Here is a 16,265-nt window from a genome sequence, read left to right as displayed (position 1 = left end):
TAAACTACAAAAGAAACAAAATATTTAATTCGCCCAAAGTTAACTTTAAAAAGGAAAAGTCGGGCCAAATAACCTTACTGCAATTATTTTAAATTCTCACCATCCTTAAAATGTAACCTTCTAAATACAAGGCCCGATAGTATGGTCAAAATACCTACTACAAGAAAGGTATACCTGAATGCATTATGGATATCATCATGTATAAGCTTTACGTCCCCGCGAAATAACTTCAAGATAATTAGTCCGAAGGCAACGCCAAACCCGATTGCAAGTTGCTGATTGACGGAGATTAAAGAATTACCACTACTGGTATGATACTCACGCAGATCAGCAATTGAAATGGTGTTCATGGCTGTAAATTGAATAGAGTTAAAAAAACCCATGATCACAATGATTGGTACATAATAATAAATGGACGAACTGATGGCAGGTATAGCCATCGCACAGATCAGGCTCCCGATTATAAAAGTATTGGCCATCAATGTTGCTCTGTAACCAAACCTATTTAAAATTTTTATTACCTGCGATTTTGCAATAATAGCAGTTAGTGCCATTGGTGCTATAATCCAGCCTGAAACTACTGCAGACCGACCATAAGCTATCTGAATCATCATGGGTAACAATAAAGGTATTGCACTGATACCTAATCGAGTAGCAAGATTACCAAGTATGCCTACCCTAAAAGTTCTTACCTTAAATAAGTTCAATGGAAAAATAGGATTATTATCTGTTACAGCATGCCGATAATAAAAATAAAGCATTAACACACCAAGTGACAAAATTGCCAAGGCAGGCGTAGTATAAACAACATCCCCAAGGAGTTCGAGAGAAATGGAGAGCAATAATGATGCAGCAGCAAAAATTAAAAAGCCCCGCAAGTCAAAATCAATCACAGCAGATCTGTAATCAGGCATGTATCGCAAGCTGAGCACAATACCCAAAACTCCCATCGGTATATTAATCAAAAATATCCAGTGCCAGGATAGATAATCTACCATGTATCCCCCAACAAGTGGGCCTAAAACAGGTCCGATAAGTGCGGGTATAATTGCAAAATTCATTGCTTTCAATAAATCTTTCTTTGGAAAGCTCTTAACCAGCGCTAATTTTCCAACCGGTGTCATCAGACTTCCCCCCACGCCCTGTATTATTCTTGAAATTACCAGTTGAGTTAGATTTCCAGAGAGCGAACAAAAAAGTGATCCCGCACTGAAAAGTACTAAGGCCAGAATAAACACTTTCTTTGTACCAAATTTATCAGATAAGAAACCACTCACTGGCATAAAAACAGCTAGGGTTAATACATAGCCAATAATGGCATTTTGCATATTCAATGGAGATTGATGGAGATCCTTTGCAATGGCAGGCAGAGATGTATTGAGTATGGTCGAATCGAGCATCTGCATAAAAATGGCTGTAGCCAATATCATTGGCAATACACGTCTTATAGCTTCTATATTTTTCAATGGTAAATTTTGGGACATAGCTAATTTTTTGGGCTGTGCTGATAAAATAGAACTAACCTTCTTGTCTTTTGCTTTCCAAATTCATCATATACACGGCTATACATTAAATGGTGTTCAATAGATAAATATAAGCAATAGCCGCCTGTCAAAACTTGAATTTTTATCAAAAGTAGAAACTATTCTTGTGCTCTCCAATGATGCAGCATCTGATTTAAGAAAGAATGGGAAGGCTACATTGTCAGAACGGAGGTGCAACTAACAAAAATCGATAAAAAAAATATCAAACCCCGCAGTGGATTCCAATTTAGATTTAAACCTCCTGGCCTTCTTGATTTCAGCAAAGGAAACTTATTATCTGGACCCGTAATGATTTCCTAAAGCATTTAATTTTAAGGATTTTTAATTGAGCTTTACAAATATTCACATGATAAATCTTCCGACCTGAATTTCCCGATATCAGTCCGACATTGATAAACTTAAAACCTTGAACCGTCACAATCTTATTTTTAATGGCTTAAACTTCGTACCGGCATGGGTAAAAAAAATTAATATCGCATTGTTAATCGCATTGTTTTGAGGAATTGTAAATTCTATCGGGTCATTCCAGCTAAGTAAATTTTCAAAAACGGATTCGTTGTAGCTGACTATAAAATCAGGACAATTTTTGTCGGCCAGCAATCCCGATAGGTATTCCTTGGTGTAAACATTTCTTTTTATGATAGCCAAATCTTCATAGGCTTTGGCGCGGAGCCGTGTATCGGACATATAGAGCACAATACAGGCCCGACTTGTTGTTGACTTATAAATCCCAACCAAACTCTGGCCGGGTTCCTGGGCCTTAATTACCTGGAACAAACACCCCATCAATACAGCAATAATTATTTTTTTCATATCACGATTTTTTTTTAACAAAAGACTATTTTGCAAAATACGGCAGTTTATAAGCGGGAAAATTGTACAATCCTGTCAATTTTCAACATTACTTCTCCCTAATATCCAGATTGTTCAGGAAAGAAATATGCCATCTTATTTCCTAAAAAATACGCGGCATAAAGAGTACCTTCATGTATTAAAATTTCCTTACCCTGTATGGCAATTACTTTCATAGACGACGGGATTGTTTCCTTCTCTAAAAAAAACTACAGCGCAGCAATGCATTCGCATTATGCACTGGAACTGGCTTTTGCCAACTCGGGTTCCCTGAATATATCCACCAGGGACCAGGATTTTAAAAACATCCAGGCTGCCATTATATCACCCAACACGCCGCATGTGTTTGACTGCTCGCATGGTGAATCGTATATTTATTTTATTGACCCAACCACTACAGTTGGAGAACACCTGATCAACCTGTATAATTTAGGAAACAGGCCTATTGTTGTTTTCGACGCGAAAGAAATTGGCCACTATAAAAGCGATGGACAATTTTCACTACCTGGTTTCGATAAAAAAAGCGATAAAAAGATAAGCGATTACACCAGCAAATGTATAAAGCTGATACATGAGCACATAGCCGAAGAAGATTGGAGCATTGACCAGCTTGCCCGCCAGGTGTTTGTTTCAGAAAGCAGGTTGGCTCATATCTTCAAACAAGATATGAATATATCCATTCGCCAATACATCCTGTGGAAAAAGATAGAAATAGCGGCAATAAAATCCCGAACCGGTTGTTCCCTCACAGAAAGTGCACACCATGCCGGTTTTACAGACTCATCACACTTCATCAAAACCTTTAAAAAAATGTTTGGGGTTCGCCCGTCATTTGCAATGAAAAGTTAGCAGGATTATACAATTTTCTCCCCTTCCCCCCTTCTAATTTTGTGATATTAATAATTATCTGAAAAACCGGGAGTGACTATCTGTATCAGTTAAGCATGCAGACGCCCCAGTATTCATATAAAGCTGACTGTTGTAATGCTACCTAAACTGTATACTGTAGCCTGCTTAATGAGTAAACCGGTTGGATAAATTAAAAGTTAGCACAAATCATTTTTTTTTATGAAAACAAACAATATCACAGAGAAAAACAAGGCGATCATCCTAAAACTCTACAAAGATGTTTTGGTAGACTGGAATATGCCCATGGTAAATGAATTAGTTGCAGAAAACTTTATTTCCCACGATTGGCCGAAAGGTACACCTGCCGGGCCCCAGTCTTTTAAGGCATTCTATTCAAAAATTAAAGTAACCTTGCCCGATGCCAGCTACCATACAGAAGACATAATTGCCGAAAATGATAAGGTAGCAGTTCGGTGGCGGTTGCAGGGCACACAGGAAGGTGATTTTGAAGGTATCGCTGCCACAGGTAAACCCATCACTTTAAACGGCATAGCCATTTACAGGATAGCCGACGATAAAGTGCAGGAACGCTGGGTGTTTACCGATTTACAGCTCTTGCTTCAACAAGTCGACAGCGCGGAGCTATAAGTAATTGCTTTAAGATTTTTCACAATTAAAAAAAACGAATCATGATTTACAATATCGTTCTGTTTATCCATATATCCGGGGTGCTGCTCCTTTTTGCTGGCCTCGGTGTAGAATGGATTTGTATCCTTAAACTTAGTAACGCCGCTACAAACGAGCAAATAAAAGAAGCGGTTACTATTTACACAAAATTATCCATAGCTGGTATAGGTGCAGCAATGACACTGCTGTCAGGCATATACATGGCTGCCACTGTTTGGGAGGGTACCAGCTGGGTAATATCGGGTCTGATTGGCTTCTTTCTTATAGCGTTAACAAGCGGGTCGTTTACTGAAAAAAGGATGAAAAGTGCCAAGAAAATAATCAAAAATGCTGACGGGAATCTGATCGGTTTTTTCGGAAACACCAATAAACTACGGCTGTCCATCTGGTTAAGAACAAGCATCCTGTTTGGCATTGTTTTCTTAATGACGGTAAAGCCAGATCCTGTATACTGTACCATCATATTGTTAACCTCAGTTGGTGTGGGGGTTATTCTATCTAAAAAAGTAAGCTTGCTAATAAATAAAGTCTAAACTGTAGCACAGTTCTTTATTGCGTACTTTACACCTATAGCTTGCTATTGCTTTTGCATGTACCATCACATGATCTTGGCTTAATTTAACATGATTACTATTTAATTAATGCGTTATGCGTAAACTGAAACTACAAATGCAACTATCTCTTGACGGATATTGTGCAGGACCTAATGGCGAAATGGATTGGATGACCTGGAATTTTGATGATCAGTTAAAAAAACATCTAAACCAACAAACCGCCCAAGTTGACTGCATTTTACTGGGGCGAAAGTTGGCAGAAGAATTTATTCCGGCCTGGGATGCCAGAAAAACTGACCCCTTAGGAGAAGACCCCGGGTTTGTGGCTAAGATGAACGATTGTTTGAAAATTGTTTTTTCAAAGACACTTCAACGAAATGATTGGAAAAACACCAGAATAACCAGGAATAATATTGCTAAAGAAATTAAGGCATTAAAAAGGCAAAACAAAGGCGATATAATCGTGTACGGCGGTAACTATTTTGTTTCAAGCCTCATTCAGGAAAACCTGATTGACGAATATAACCTGTACTTTCATCCCACAGCGATTGGCAAAGGTTTAACCCCATTTATAGATAGAGTAAACCTGGAAATGTTGCAATCAAGAGCATTTACCTGTGACATTGTGTGGATGCAATATAAACCCATCAAATAAAACCAGAAAATTAAAATAATCATGTTAGCACTAATGAACTTAATTAATGTAAACTCCATGATACAAAAGCTCACGCGCAATAACCGGATACTTCTGGTTATGCTCCTGTTAATGGGCTTAAGCTGTACTACGAAATTTACGGACAGGGCAAACCCATCGTATTAATCCATGGCGATTATCAAACCGTCCAGTTATGCTGGAACACTATGATACCCCGTTTAATCGACCCTGCACTTACCCCACTTATTTTAATCAGTTTTTTACCCGTAGCATAATAAGTACAACTTAAGTCTTAGTTCCCGCTAACCTGAAAAAGGACAAGGTATATTATTTTATCACTATTAGATATTTTGATGAAGAAAGGTAGCTGTTTATTTCGGCGAAAGTATGTAAATTCAGTATGGTACAGCGTAAGACGCTTGATAAACCTTTGGGCGAAGCTTTTGGAATTTGGTGAATCTTCTCTACTAGCTATCTTTCCATGAAATTTTCAAAAATTCTCTACCGAGTTTTGCTGACCCGGTAGAGACTCGTTTTGTGGAGGCGTTTTAGATGTAAATTGCCGTTATTGCCTTACTAATCTAAATTTCTGTGAATTGTAAGTATGTGCGCTGTAGATCTGGATTGGGGTATCATTGGCTGTACTTCCTCCGTTTACATCGAGGTTTTTCCCTGAGGCACAGGCTGGAGTAAGGTTATAATATCCGCTGCCGGCATAATTGATCTGCCAACGCTGGGCTGTGGTATTGGTAAAATCATACACCTGTACTGCCGTACTATTGGCTGATCCTCCACCAAGTACATTGAGGGCTTTTGTGGTATCTGCAAGGCTTTTCAGGGCGTAATATCCTCCGCCTAATGATCTAAGCTTAAATACCTGGTTGTTTGATGTAGGATAATTGTTTGTCCAGAGCGATACATCTGATCCGTTAACAGGTGGGCTGTCATTAACGTCGACCACTTTGCTAGGTTCATTAGTCAAAGCAGATACAAGCTTATAATTTGCGCCATTAACTAATGTAATCTGCTGAGGGTAAAATGCAATTAATAATACGCTCAAATGGCTGTAGCCAGCTAATTTTGTTGTAAGGTCTGTCTCGCCGTAATATCTTGAGAGCGCCCATGCATACATTTTAACGGGTACGCCCCCTATGGTTTTAGATGAAAAATAGTTTTTCATAGGATCGTCGGCCGCTGCATCGTAGCTAATGCCATCTATACCATAGGTAGTAAGCTGGCTGTACATCCCGGCCATTGCGGTTTGTTGCTGTGCGGCTGGTTTTCCATACACATCTTCCCAATTGCAATAATAGCTTACCTTCCAGCCGTCCTGTTTTAGATTAACCAAATAAGAGATGTAACGGCTTTCAACCAGGACTCTATTTTTGATTCCGTAGAGGTTATCCAGTTGCTCAAGCGTGGTTTTGAAAAGCTGTTCATTGGCTGTACTATTAAGGTCTTTGCAATCTAACCACACGAATTCAAAACCGCTCATCTTTTGATTGAGGTTTGCAAAATATTCCAGCAAAGTTTGGCCAGTGGCTGTTGCTGCCTCATGGCCGATCAAACAAGTTGGCTGACCATTTTTAGTGCCGACAAAAATATCGACTTCCAGACTGTTAATTCCGGCGTTTTTAATCTCATCGACCTTGATTAAGTCGTTTACGCGGTGGGCACTTACTATTGCCGGGCCTGCGGTTAGCGTTTGCGAACTTTGCTTGGCTGATAGTTTTCCAGGCCCTGATAGCTCGTTTTGACTTTCGGATACATTCTTTTTACAGGCTGTAAAAAGAAGTGTTAGTGCAAAAACTACACTGTAGATTTTAAATAGGTTTTTGTTTAACATTGTTTTTTGATTTTTGATTTTGGTTCTTGTTTATTGGTTATTATGGTTATTATTTAAATTCAATGGTTCTAGAAGTCACTCTGCCTTTTCCCTTTATCATTATCTTATCTTTATATAGCTCTACTACGCCCCATGCATTCTCCTGTTCTGTTTCTACCATCCCTTCGACAATGACAGAAGGAATGCCGGATTCTTCACAATATCCACCGGTATGGTGATGGCCAGCAATGAGTGCTTTTACACAGGGGTATCTGGAAACCAAAGTGATTAGTTCTTTTCCATTGATGACTTCCAGGCCATCCGCGCAGCTAAAAGGGTGGTGTGAAAAAATGATTACTTTCTCATTTTTTGATACCGCTTGCTGCAGATTGTTTTCCAACCATAACTTTTGTCTGCTGCTTAATGCTCCATTGTAAGACTCCAGATTTTTACTACCTGCTTTTCTTGCGTTTACTGAGAGCGAATCGAATTCGGCTTCTTTCCAAGTGCCTTTTATATTGGCATAACTGGAAAGCTCGTTGGTGTTTAACATCAGCAGACGCCATCCCTCTTTTTTAACGACGTAGTATTCCCCTGGCATGTTTAATGCCTTGTAAAGACTTTGGTTATTCTCTATCCCGGCATAATCATGGTTTCCAACCAGGTTGTAGACTTTGTTATAGAACTTATCAAGCTCGTTTAGTACCGGCTTAAGGTCTTCTGGGTTTCTATCCGTCACGTCGCCCAAATTAACGAGAAAAGCAAGCTTCTCTTTATTGAGTTCCCCTATCGCAGTGGAGAGTTTTGATAGTGAATTTTTATAAAATCTTGTTCCGCGGCTAGCTGCCTGGGCGTATTGAATATCGGCGATGATCCCGAAGCTTAAGTCTGGCTTTTCGCTCTGTGCACTGGCGCCTGGAACGAGCAAACAGATACAAAAGAGCATTAGCAGTAATACTCTTAAGGGATTCTGTTTGCAGGGCATTTCATTTATTTGTTTGGTTTTGCCCATTTGTGCGCTTTGCCTGACCTGACCTGCCTGATGAGTTTCTTTGTTTTTTATTGTTTCTTTTCTTTTCATAGTGCTTACCATCCCGGATTTTGTTTAAGTTTTGGATTCAAGGTAATTTCGTTTAGTGGAATGCATTCCAGATAATCTCTGGATGGATTGAAGCCATAACCGTTGGTCATTTGCGAAACGAAAGGATCCAGAAATCCATCAGCGTCTGCTTTATAGCTGATGTTTTTTCCAGTCCACTCACTGGCTTGGTAAGGGTAGCCCTTTGGGCGTTTGCCTTTTAGCAGGTTATGGGCAGCCCATCGCCTGATATCGTCAAATCGGAAGCCTTCAGCACCTAGCTCTACAGTGCGTTCCCTGCGTATTTCCTGTAGTTCGTCTGTTATGGTATATCCATAATCGGCATAACGGGATCTATTGGGATCGGCCTGTACCTTGAAATTGGGCATGCCTGCCCTGGATCTTAGCAGGTTGATGGATTTTGAATAATCTACGACCTCTGATAGTTCGGCTTTGGCTTCGGCGTAATTAAGCAGGGCCTCGGCATAGCGGAAAAGAATTGCTCCTGTTTCACAACTGGTGTTCCATGAAACGCCGCTGCCTGCCTGCGGGTCTTTGGGGTCGTTTCCTTTTCGGATCTGGAAACCTGTGTTGTTTAGCGTTTCGCCTGATTTATCTAAAAAGGGTTTATCAAAAATACCTTTTCCGAAGCTATTGTCCCACATGGTCTCCCCCGGGGTCCAAATGGTCTGCTTCAAGCGGGGGTCGCATTCGCTTGCTATCTTAGATAAAAAGCCGCTTCCCTTAGTGGTTTTTCCGATTGTGAAATAATCATAAGGATTGCCATCTTTACCAAGGTATTGATAGACCTGCTGTAAGGTAATGCTGATCCCTGCGGTACGGTCAGATACATAGATCTGAAAGGAATGCGATGACTGGAGGTTCGCTGAATAGGCTTTCCATAGAATAACTTCCTTATTGTTTGATTGGTTGATTAATGAGAACAGTTTACAATAGTCGTTGTCTGGATTATTGTTGGAATAAAGCGCTCTGCCGTATTTGGCAACCATTAACTCTTCTGAGGCATTTACTGCAGCCCTTAAGTACTTATTTGGGTCCGCATTTGTTGTTCCAAAGGCGGTGCCTTTATGATATTTTTGCCATGTACCCTCATATAAGCCTACCCGGGATTTGAAAAGTAAGGCGGCTTCTTTCGAAAGTCTGTTGTTTCCGCCATCCGCCTGCGAGATGGGCTTGAGGTATTCGATGGCTTTATCCAGGTTAGCTAAAATTGAATCAATTACTAATGTTCTTGGGTCTCTTGCTTTATATAAACCTTCAGACTCCATATCCAGTGCCTCCGTAAACCAGGGTACATCGCCATACTGGCGGACTTTTTCAAAATAAAACCAGGCTTTAAAAAAATGGGCCTCGCCTACAAAGTGTTTGATCTTTTCGAATGGCTCCTGAGCGCGGCGGTAGTTTTTAAAAAATATATTTACGCTTCTGATGTTCTCCCAGCTCCAGTTTCCAGTAGCAGTCACCGGTTGGTTCGTTCCATTCCAAAGCGTGCTCGGTGATGCTGAAATCTGGGTGTCAGATCCTCTTGTTCCGTCCCAGCCGATATAGCCCATATAACTCCCTACCGTTCCATAGCCTGGAAAGGTATTGTAGAATTGTAGCGTATATTTCTCCAGGTCACTGGCTGTCTTCCAATATGCCTCGTTTTCTATCTGGGTGAGCGGTGGCCTATCTAAATAGTCTTTCCTGCAAGATGCGGCTAGCAGCAGCATCGCTACATTGAGTATGATTAGCGTTTTATTTTTCATCTTATAACTTTTTTATTTTTCATTGCCTAATGAATAGCCGTCTTGGTCAGTTTTGTTTGTCGCTTGTTTTTTAGCTGTTTGTTTTAGCCGATCCTTAAAATGAAACATTCAGTCCGAAAGCCCAGATGGCCTGAGAAAACATGCTCTTTCCATTGCCAAGATCACCCAGGGCTGCCGTCTCTGGATCAAAACCTATGGGCAGCTTTGAAATGGTGTAAATATTTTCTCCCGAGAAGTATATCCGGGCTCTTTTTAGCTTTGCCCAACGCATTAGGCTTTCAGGCATGGTATAACCTAACTGCAAGTTTTTTAAGCGTATGTATGCGCCATTTTGGAGATAACGTGTCTGTATCTGCTGGTTTTTCGCATACTGGGCTGCATTACTATAAGGACGTGGAAAGTAGGCATCGGTGTTTACTCCGAGTCCAGAGTATTTGGATGCCTCGCTATCGCGGTAATAATCCAAATGGTTTGGAAACAACGAGGATTGGTTCCACTGGTTGAATCCCCAAAAGATATTGCCGCTTAACCATAAGTCTCTTTTAGCTACCCCCTGAAAGAAAACACCTAGATCGAAGTTTTTATAGCTTGCCGAGAGGTTTAATCCAAACTGGTATCTGGCCGTATTGTTGCCAATTACCGTTAGATCTCCATGATCGCCCGTCGTATTCTTTCCGTTATTGACAATGCCGTCGCCATTTAAATCCTGGTATTCGACATCGCCTGTTCTCCATAGCTGGCCGTTAATAAAGTTCTGCGATTTGCTGCTGTTTATCCTATCGGCCTGTGCCTGGCTCTGGATTAAGCCCACTGTTTGGTATCCCCAGATCTCCCCTACTTTTTTTCCGGTGTAATCGGTGGTTAAAATTCCCGTAGGATTTGGGTATTTGCTCACCGTATTGATGTTATCGAATACATTTGCGGTAACCGAATAGTTGAAGTCGCTGCCGGCTTTTCCTTTCCATGTGATGCTCAAATCCCAGCCTTTTGTTTGTAGCTCTGAATTATTTTCTCGTGGGACAGCTGCTCCCAGCACTGCGGGCAATGCTTTGGCAGGACCTAATCGATCTAATGTTAAGCGGCGATAGTAATCAAACTCTACTTTTAACCTGTTGTTGAGAACTGAGAATTCAATTCCCAAGTCTGTAGTTCTGGATGATTCCCAGGTAAGGTATGGATTGATAAGGTTTGGGGCTAGCGTGTAGGCAGATCTTTTGCCATTGAGGATCCAGTCCAGGTTTGTCCTAACCCCTATTAGGGCAAGATCCTGATATGAGGCTACATTTTGGTTGCCGAGCATTCCCCATGATCCACGCAATTTCAGGTATTGAATTTTACCGCTAAGAGCTGACCAGAACTTTTCATTGGATACTACCCATCCTGCTGACAGCGAAGGGAAAAAGCCCCATCTTTTGCTATCGGCAAACCTTGAGGTTCCATCATACCTAAGGTTTGATTCAAGCAGGTATTTATCATTGAAATTATAGTTTAGCCGTCCAAAAAAGCCTTGGGTTGCCCAATGTGATATGGCATCTGATACCTGCATCTCGCCGGTGGCGGTAGTGATAGAGATAACCTCTTTTGTTATCAGCTCTCTTTTTAATCCGCTTAGGTAATCATATTTATTAGATTCCTGTTGATATCCTCCCATTAGCTCAAAGCGGTTCTTTGGACCAATATTAAATTTATAGGACGAGAAGATATTTAGCGCTTTATATGTGGTATTTGCTTTATCTTTCGAGATAGAGGACGGCACTGTGAGCGATATGGGTAGTAAGCTACCGTCTACCTGGTCTTCATAGGCAACCAAGTTTGCGCCTTCGAAGTTATTAACGTTATAATTGATGGAATAATCTGCGTTTATAGACCAATTTTTAGCTGGTCGGATTTCAGTTGCAAGGCGCTGCATGAGCTCGTTATCTGTAAAGCGTTCGTATCCGGCCTGCATTTGAGGTATGCGGGATAGTTGTGAGTAATATCCGTTTGGTGATTTGAGGAAAACCTCTGGATGTGTGCGGAATATCTGGTGGATGATCATACCATATCCTCCCTCGCCATTGTAAATAGGCCTGTCTCGGTTTTCGTTCGTCAGGCGGGTATTGGAGCTAATTTTCCACCATGGGGTGATATCGGCGTCAAGTTTTGCCGTAAGGTTATAACGGCCATATTTATCATCGACCATTTTTAACGGTCCTTTTTCGCTGGCGTGCCCTGCAGACAGGTAATAGGCCATGGATTTTGAGCCGCCTCTGACTGAAAGGTTTTCCTGTGTCCTATAGCCTGAACCAAAATGAATATTTATCCAGTCGTTATTGCCATTTGACAGCTGGTAAGTTGACCACTTGGTCGGGTTTGAGGCATCGGGGACTGTCTCGGGAAGTGTAGGGTCATTGATATAAGCGATAATCCTATCTATTGTGGATCCTGTAAATAGCCTGGCCACGCCCTGGTTATCATGCATTTCATTAATAGCTCTGGCAAAGGTATAAGAGTCAACCATACGGGGTTTATTAATAATAGTAGTTGGTCCGCCATTGATGGAGAAATCAATCTGTGGAGCCTGGTTGGCTTTTCCTGATTTTGTGGTAATCAGCAGGACGCCGTATGGCGCGCGGGCCCCATATATGGCTGATGCAGCTGCATCTTTTAATATCGAGATACTCTCTACGGTATTTGGGTCTAGGGCATTGATATCTCCAACGGTACCATCTATAAGCACATAAGGGGAGCCCTGTCCGCGGATCTGAACCGACGGGGCAGCACCTGGTTCAAATCCGTTATTGCCATAGCCTATGGTAAGCCCGGGTGTATTGCCGTAGAGTGCCTGGCTGACATTATTTACCGGTCTGTTTTGTAGCGCTTTTCCATCAACTACACTTACTGCGCCCGTCAGGTTTACTTTTTTCTGTGTCCCATAGCCGACCACTACTACCTCGCTAAGTTTGGTAGTTTCTGCTGTTTCCAGCCGTATAACTATTGAGCTGTTTCCCTGCGCTGATACTTTCAGGTTTTTGAGCTGCTGGTTTTCAAATCCAATACTGGAAAAAATTAAGGAATAGCTGGCATTGGGCTGCAGGTTGGAAAATGAAAAGACACCCAGAGAATCTGTTAATACCTTCGTCTGCTTGGTAGTATCAGTATCCTTTATGATTTTAACTGTGACGAAAGGTATGGGCAGCGATTTATCATCAAGAACCTTACCTGTAATTTTTGGATTTTTCTGTGCATATAGGCAAAGATGGCATAGCATGAGCAATAGCAGACAATTGATCTGCTTCCACCTCGTTTTTCTTCGGGTTTTCATTAGTCTTATTTATAGTTTTTTTGGTTTCTGGTTTGGCTGCTATCTCGGCTTATGATTCCGAGCTGCTAACGTTCAGGTTTACTAGCCTTTTCTATTTGGCCACGGATCTGATATCCTAATCCATCGCGTTGAACGGTGATTTCGTTTATGGAAGCAATGATTTTTAAAATTTCCATTGGGGTTTCCTTTCCACTAAAACTTCCTGTGAAGTATTTATTCTCGACCTCGCTTTGTTGGAAATCTATTTTGATTTGATAGGCGAGTTCCATCTGTTTAAACACCTCGCTTAGCGGGGTATTTACGATCCTCATACCCTTAGCCAAAGCCCCGGGAACAAGATTACTGATCACCCCCAGGCGTTTGTCTATAGCACCATCGAAATCTCCGCTAAAGGTTGATAACCTCTGGGTTTTCTTATCTAAACTAGTGGTGTAGCGCTGGCCGGGCTTTAAAAAGTCTGAACGTTTCTTGCTCTTTTGATCAAAGGCATCTACTACCACTTTCCCCTCATAGAGTTTAACATCAACGCCGCTTTTTAACTCGGCAACTGTAAATTTCGTACCCAGGGCTGTGGTGGCAATATTTTTTGCCCATACAGTGAATGGATGCACCTTATCTTTTGCAATCTCAAAGGCTGCTTTTCCTGTTTTTAAAAATATTTTTCTATTGCTACCAAAGTTTTCCGGATATGAAATAGCTGCACCTGGGGACAAGGTGATTATGCTACCATCAGGCATGCTAAACTTCAGGTATCCAGTTGTTTTATTGCTCGCTGTCTTTAGCGCTAACTGGCTATTGGTAATATCGCCGTGGTTTTTATCGCCTGAGGGTAAGCGAAAATAAATTAAGCCCAAAACCAGTACGAGACTTGCCGCAAGGCTTAGCGGTTTCCATAACTGTATTATTTTCTTTCTTGGACGAGTAGCTGCGTAAACGCCAGCCCATATTTCATCTTTTAGCTGATCGGATTTGCCGGAAAGGACTTCGGCTTTATCCCATTCTTTGGCGTTTAGCTGTTCGTCAACTAAATCGGGATTTTCCATGAGGATGCGGTCAATAAGAATCTCTTCCTCTCTGCTGCATTCATTTCTTAAGAATTTTTTGATCAGCTCTATTTGGTCCATGTGAAGCTTTTTAGATACATGTACGCTGGACTTTGACGATCTCCCTACCGGGGATTAAAAAAAATTAATTTAGAAATCCAGAACCTGTGATGGCTGCCCAGATAGAGAGTTGCAGAATCTTGCGCAGCTGGATATTGGCTTTAACCAGCTGGCTGTCTATGGTCTTTGTTGAAATACCGAGCTTTTCTGCTATTTCCTTATAGGAATAACCTTGTATATGCCTTAGCTCAAATATTTCTTTTCTCTTTGGCGGTAGTTTGTCTATTGCCCAATAAAGATGGTTTGTGATATCGGTCTGATGATTGATCTGGTCCCAGCTACTATCTGTAGCCTCAGGGGAATTTGAGAAAATATATTCCCTTTTTCGCATTTCTGCCCTTAGCCAATCGATCAGTACCTGTTTTGTTTTGCGGAATATTTGGGTATCTAATGGAATTTCATCTGACAAACTGAGCCGGTAGGTCCATAGCTTGATAAAAACCAGCTGTGTCAGATCTTTTGCCTGGTCAGCATCCCTTGTTTTGTTTACTAAATAACGATAGACCTTTTCCCATGAGCTTTCGAATACTGCTTTGAAAGCAACATCAGATCCGGTTTTCAGGGCATTGATTTTTTCCATTTTTTTTAAGTAACTAAAGTGGGAAATTACGGCTTTACTAGGTTTAGAGGATTAAACCGGAACATTAAATTTTTGTTAATAAATTGATCCGTGACAAACTTCGTATCTGCCAATTAAGTTGGGGCAAAGATTGCCAGAGAGATTACTCCCCTGCAGCTACTCACGTGTATCTGCAACAATAACAAAAAGTTAGATCCTAAATTATCCTAGTGGCTTGTAAAACCGCAAACAAATTAACACATTGCTTTGATAATGAAATACGCAAACGTTTGTTCATTTTTCAACTGGTATTTTTGGGTGTGTATTTCAACAAAAGTAATCAGTCCGTTTCGAACTAAACTGTACGCGAATTTGATTGCCTGGCAATTACCTAGAAGAACCAAAATTATTCGTCCAGTAAATCTAGAACAAGACAGTTCATTAAATAGCCGTAAAAGGTCGAATAAAATAATGGTATTTTTGATAAACGAAAAACGAATAAAAATGAGTCATGAAAAACTTTATCAAAGATATTCCTAAGTATGACCTAAAGAATTTTAAAACTGTTCACAGGGAAAAAGAAAAAACTTCTCCTTTTGGTTACAACCATATTCAGGATTCTAAAATTGTACGTGGCTTTGAAATGTATTCCAGTGAAGGTCTTGTAAATTCTATAGGGCCATTAAAATCAGATTTTTATCGTGTAAGCATTACCGTCAAAGGTTCCCTGGATATGAAGATTGGTTTAGAGAATTTTCGCCATCAACCCCTAACCTTAGCGTTCACGTTTCCCAACCAGATTTTTTCAAAAAAAAATATTGCATCGGACGCGTTCGGTTATTATATACTTTTTAATTCCGATTTTCTGAACGATATAATTCCTGCCATTAAAATAGCCGATGAGTTTCCATTTTACCATTCTTTTGGCAAACCTGTTTTTCAGGTCGCAGCTGAAGAACTGGATGTAATGCTTGAACTGCTGATGAAAATAAATGATGAACTACAGGGTGAAAAAGTAGGAAGGGAAAAGGCAATCAAGATATATTTGTATTTATTGTTACTAGAAGCGAAAAGAAGCTATAAAAGGCAGCAGCTTGAAGATGAAAACGACGACCATCCGGAAAGCTATAAGCTCACCAATCGCTTCAAAACCTTGCTTGAGAATTGAACAAGTCCGTATTTCATAAAGAGGGTCGCCAGTTCTCTACTCGCGAGCACCTCATTTATACCGACGAGCGGCACCAAACAAAACATAAGCCTATACCAACAGATGAATGCACATTATAAAAAGAGAAATACATTCATTATAGCTTAACATTTTGTCTGCAAGATACTGAGTTGGTCTTTATCTGAAATATTTTTTCCTTTCGAAAACAGTGTTAAGAGTGTTGAAATTGACGAAAAATACCTTATGATTTCGCCAAAA

The 16,265-nt window shown here is 40.7% G+C and carries 13 protein-coding genes; 5 read left to right on the top strand and 8 right to left on the bottom strand.

What is annotated here, in order from left to right; genetic code table 11:
- Positions 1 to 83: 83 nt before the first annotated feature.
- Positions 84 to 1,466: an MFS transporter gene (locus FHT21_RS05895; protein WP_243853874.1), complete on the bottom strand. Its 1,383-nt coding sequence runs from the start codon at positions 1,464 to 1,466 to the stop codon at positions 84 to 86.
- Between the two features lie 492 nt (positions 1,467 to 1,958).
- The gene (locus FHT21_RS05890) at positions 1,959 to 2,357 is read right to left on the bottom strand and encodes a hypothetical protein (protein WP_167293806.1); all 399 of its coding nucleotides are present in this window, start codon (positions 2,355 to 2,357) and stop codon (positions 1,959 to 1,961) included.
- Between the two features lie 198 nt (positions 2,358 to 2,555).
- On the opposite strand from FHT21_RS05890, the gene FHT21_RS05885 reads away from it, so the two are divergent.
- The 4 genes from FHT21_RS05885 (at position 2,556) to FHT21_RS05870 (ending at position 5,141) form a co-directional block, all read left to right on the top strand.
- Positions 2,556 to 3,245, top strand: coding sequence for an AraC family transcriptional regulator (locus FHT21_RS05885; RefSeq protein ID WP_167293805.1), 690 nt, complete (start codon positions 2,556 to 2,558; stop codon positions 3,243 to 3,245).
- Positions 3,246 to 3,464: 219 nt separating this feature from the next.
- Positions 3,465 to 3,893 (top strand): ester cyclase, encoded by a 429-nt coding sequence (locus FHT21_RS05880; protein ID WP_167293804.1) that lies wholly within the window; start codon positions 3,465 to 3,467, stop codon positions 3,891 to 3,893.
- Positions 3,894 to 3,934: 41 nt separating this feature from the next.
- A complete protein-coding gene (locus FHT21_RS05875) occupies positions 3,935 to 4,465 on the top strand; it encodes a hypothetical protein (protein WP_167293803.1) in 531 nt (176 codons plus the stop codon).
- Positions 4,466 to 4,580: 115 nt separating this feature from the next.
- Positions 4,581 to 5,141, top strand: a complete 561-nt coding sequence (locus FHT21_RS05870; protein WP_167293802.1) for a dihydrofolate reductase family protein — start codon at positions 4,581 to 4,583, stop codon at positions 5,139 to 5,141.
- A gap of 565 nt (positions 5,142 to 5,706) precedes the next feature.
- On the opposite strand, the gene FHT21_RS05865 is transcribed toward FHT21_RS05870, so the two are convergent.
- From FHT21_RS05865 to FHT21_RS05840, 6 genes are all read right to left on the bottom strand, one after another.
- Positions 5,707 to 6,987, bottom strand: coding sequence for an RICIN domain-containing protein (locus FHT21_RS05865; protein ID WP_167293801.1), 1,281 nt, complete (start codon positions 6,985 to 6,987; stop codon positions 5,707 to 5,709).
- A gap of 49 nt (positions 6,988 to 7,036) precedes the next feature.
- On the bottom strand, positions 7,037 to 8,047 hold the full coding sequence (locus FHT21_RS05860) for a metallophosphoesterase (RefSeq protein ID WP_167293800.1): 1,011 nt from the start codon (positions 8,045 to 8,047) through the stop codon (positions 7,037 to 7,039).
- 5 nt (positions 8,048 to 8,052) lie between these two features.
- Positions 8,053 to 9,813 carry a RagB/SusD family nutrient uptake outer membrane protein gene (locus tag FHT21_RS05855; RefSeq protein ID WP_167293799.1) on the bottom strand — a complete coding sequence of 587 codons (1,761 nt, stop codon included), beginning with the start codon at positions 9,811 to 9,813 and terminating at the stop codon, positions 8,053 to 8,055.
- A gap of 94 nt (positions 9,814 to 9,907) precedes the next feature.
- On the bottom strand, positions 9,908 to 13,117 hold the full coding sequence (locus FHT21_RS05850; protein ID WP_167293798.1) for a SusC/RagA family TonB-linked outer membrane protein: 3,210 nt from the start codon (positions 13,115 to 13,117) through the stop codon (positions 9,908 to 9,910).
- 65 nt (positions 13,118 to 13,182) lie between these two features.
- Positions 13,183 to 14,241: a FecR family protein gene (locus FHT21_RS05845; RefSeq protein WP_167293797.1), complete on the bottom strand. Its 1,059-nt coding sequence runs from the start codon at positions 14,239 to 14,241 to the stop codon at positions 13,183 to 13,185.
- Between the two features lie 64 nt (positions 14,242 to 14,305).
- On the bottom strand, positions 14,306 to 14,860 hold the full coding sequence (locus tag FHT21_RS05840) for a sigma-70 family RNA polymerase sigma factor (RefSeq protein WP_167293796.1): 555 nt from the start codon (positions 14,858 to 14,860) through the stop codon (positions 14,306 to 14,308).
- 490 nt (positions 14,861 to 15,350) lie between these two features.
- Between FHT21_RS05840 and FHT21_RS05835 the strand changes: the two genes are divergently transcribed.
- Positions 15,351 to 16,007 (top strand): hypothetical protein, encoded by a 657-nt coding sequence (locus tag FHT21_RS05835; RefSeq protein WP_167293795.1) that lies wholly within the window; start codon positions 15,351 to 15,353, stop codon positions 16,005 to 16,007.
- Positions 16,008 to 16,265: the final 258 nt, after the last annotated feature.

Origin of the sequence: Pedobacter sp. SG908 (genome assembly GCF_011759615.1) — a bacterium.
Lineage (GTDB): Bacteria > Bacteroidota > Bacteroidia > Sphingobacteriales > Sphingobacteriaceae > Pedobacter > Pedobacter riviphilus.
This window is presented reverse-complemented; position numbering and strand designations above follow the sequence as displayed.

Excerpts from the sequence above, each read along its gene's own strand:
- FHT21_RS05890 (WP_167293806.1), bottom strand. The coding sequence starts at position 2,357 with ATGAAAAAAATAATTATTGCTGTATTGATGGGGTGTTTGTTCCAGGTA.
- FHT21_RS05885 (WP_167293805.1), top strand. The coding sequence starts at position 2,556 with ATGGCAATTACTTTCATAGACGACGGGATTGTTTCCTTCTCTAAAAAA.
- FHT21_RS05880 (WP_167293804.1), top strand. The coding sequence starts at position 3,465 with ATGAAAACAAACAATATCACAGAGAAAAACAAGGCGATCATCCTAAAA.
- FHT21_RS05875 (WP_167293803.1), top strand. The coding sequence starts at position 3,935 with ATGATTTACAATATCGTTCTGTTTATCCATATATCCGGGGTGCTGCTC.
- FHT21_RS05870 (WP_167293802.1), top strand. The coding sequence starts at position 4,581 with ATGCGTAAACTGAAACTACAAATGCAACTATCTCTTGACGGATATTGT.
- FHT21_RS05865 (WP_167293801.1), bottom strand. The coding sequence starts at position 6,987 with ATGTTAAACAAAAACCTATTTAAAATCTACAGTGTAGTTTTTGCACTA.
- FHT21_RS05860 (WP_167293800.1), bottom strand. The coding sequence starts at position 8,047 with ATGAAAAGAAAAGAAACAATAAAAAACAAAGAAACTCATCAGGCAGGT.
- FHT21_RS05855 (WP_167293799.1), bottom strand. The coding sequence starts at position 9,813 with ATGAAAAATAAAACGCTAATCATACTCAATGTAGCGATGCTGCTGCTA.
- FHT21_RS05850 (WP_167293798.1), bottom strand. The coding sequence starts at position 13,117 with ATGAAAACCCGAAGAAAAACGAGGTGGAAGCAGATCAATTGTCTGCTA.
- FHT21_RS05845 (WP_167293797.1), bottom strand. The coding sequence starts at position 14,241 with ATGGACCAAATAGAGCTGATCAAAAAATTCTTAAGAAATGAATGCAGC.
- FHT21_RS05840 (WP_167293796.1), bottom strand. The coding sequence starts at position 14,860 with ATGGAAAAAATCAATGCCCTGAAAACCGGATCTGATGTTGCTTTCAAA.
- FHT21_RS05835 (WP_167293795.1), top strand. The coding sequence starts at position 15,351 with ATGAAAAACTTTATCAAAGATATTCCTAAGTATGACCTAAAGAATTTT.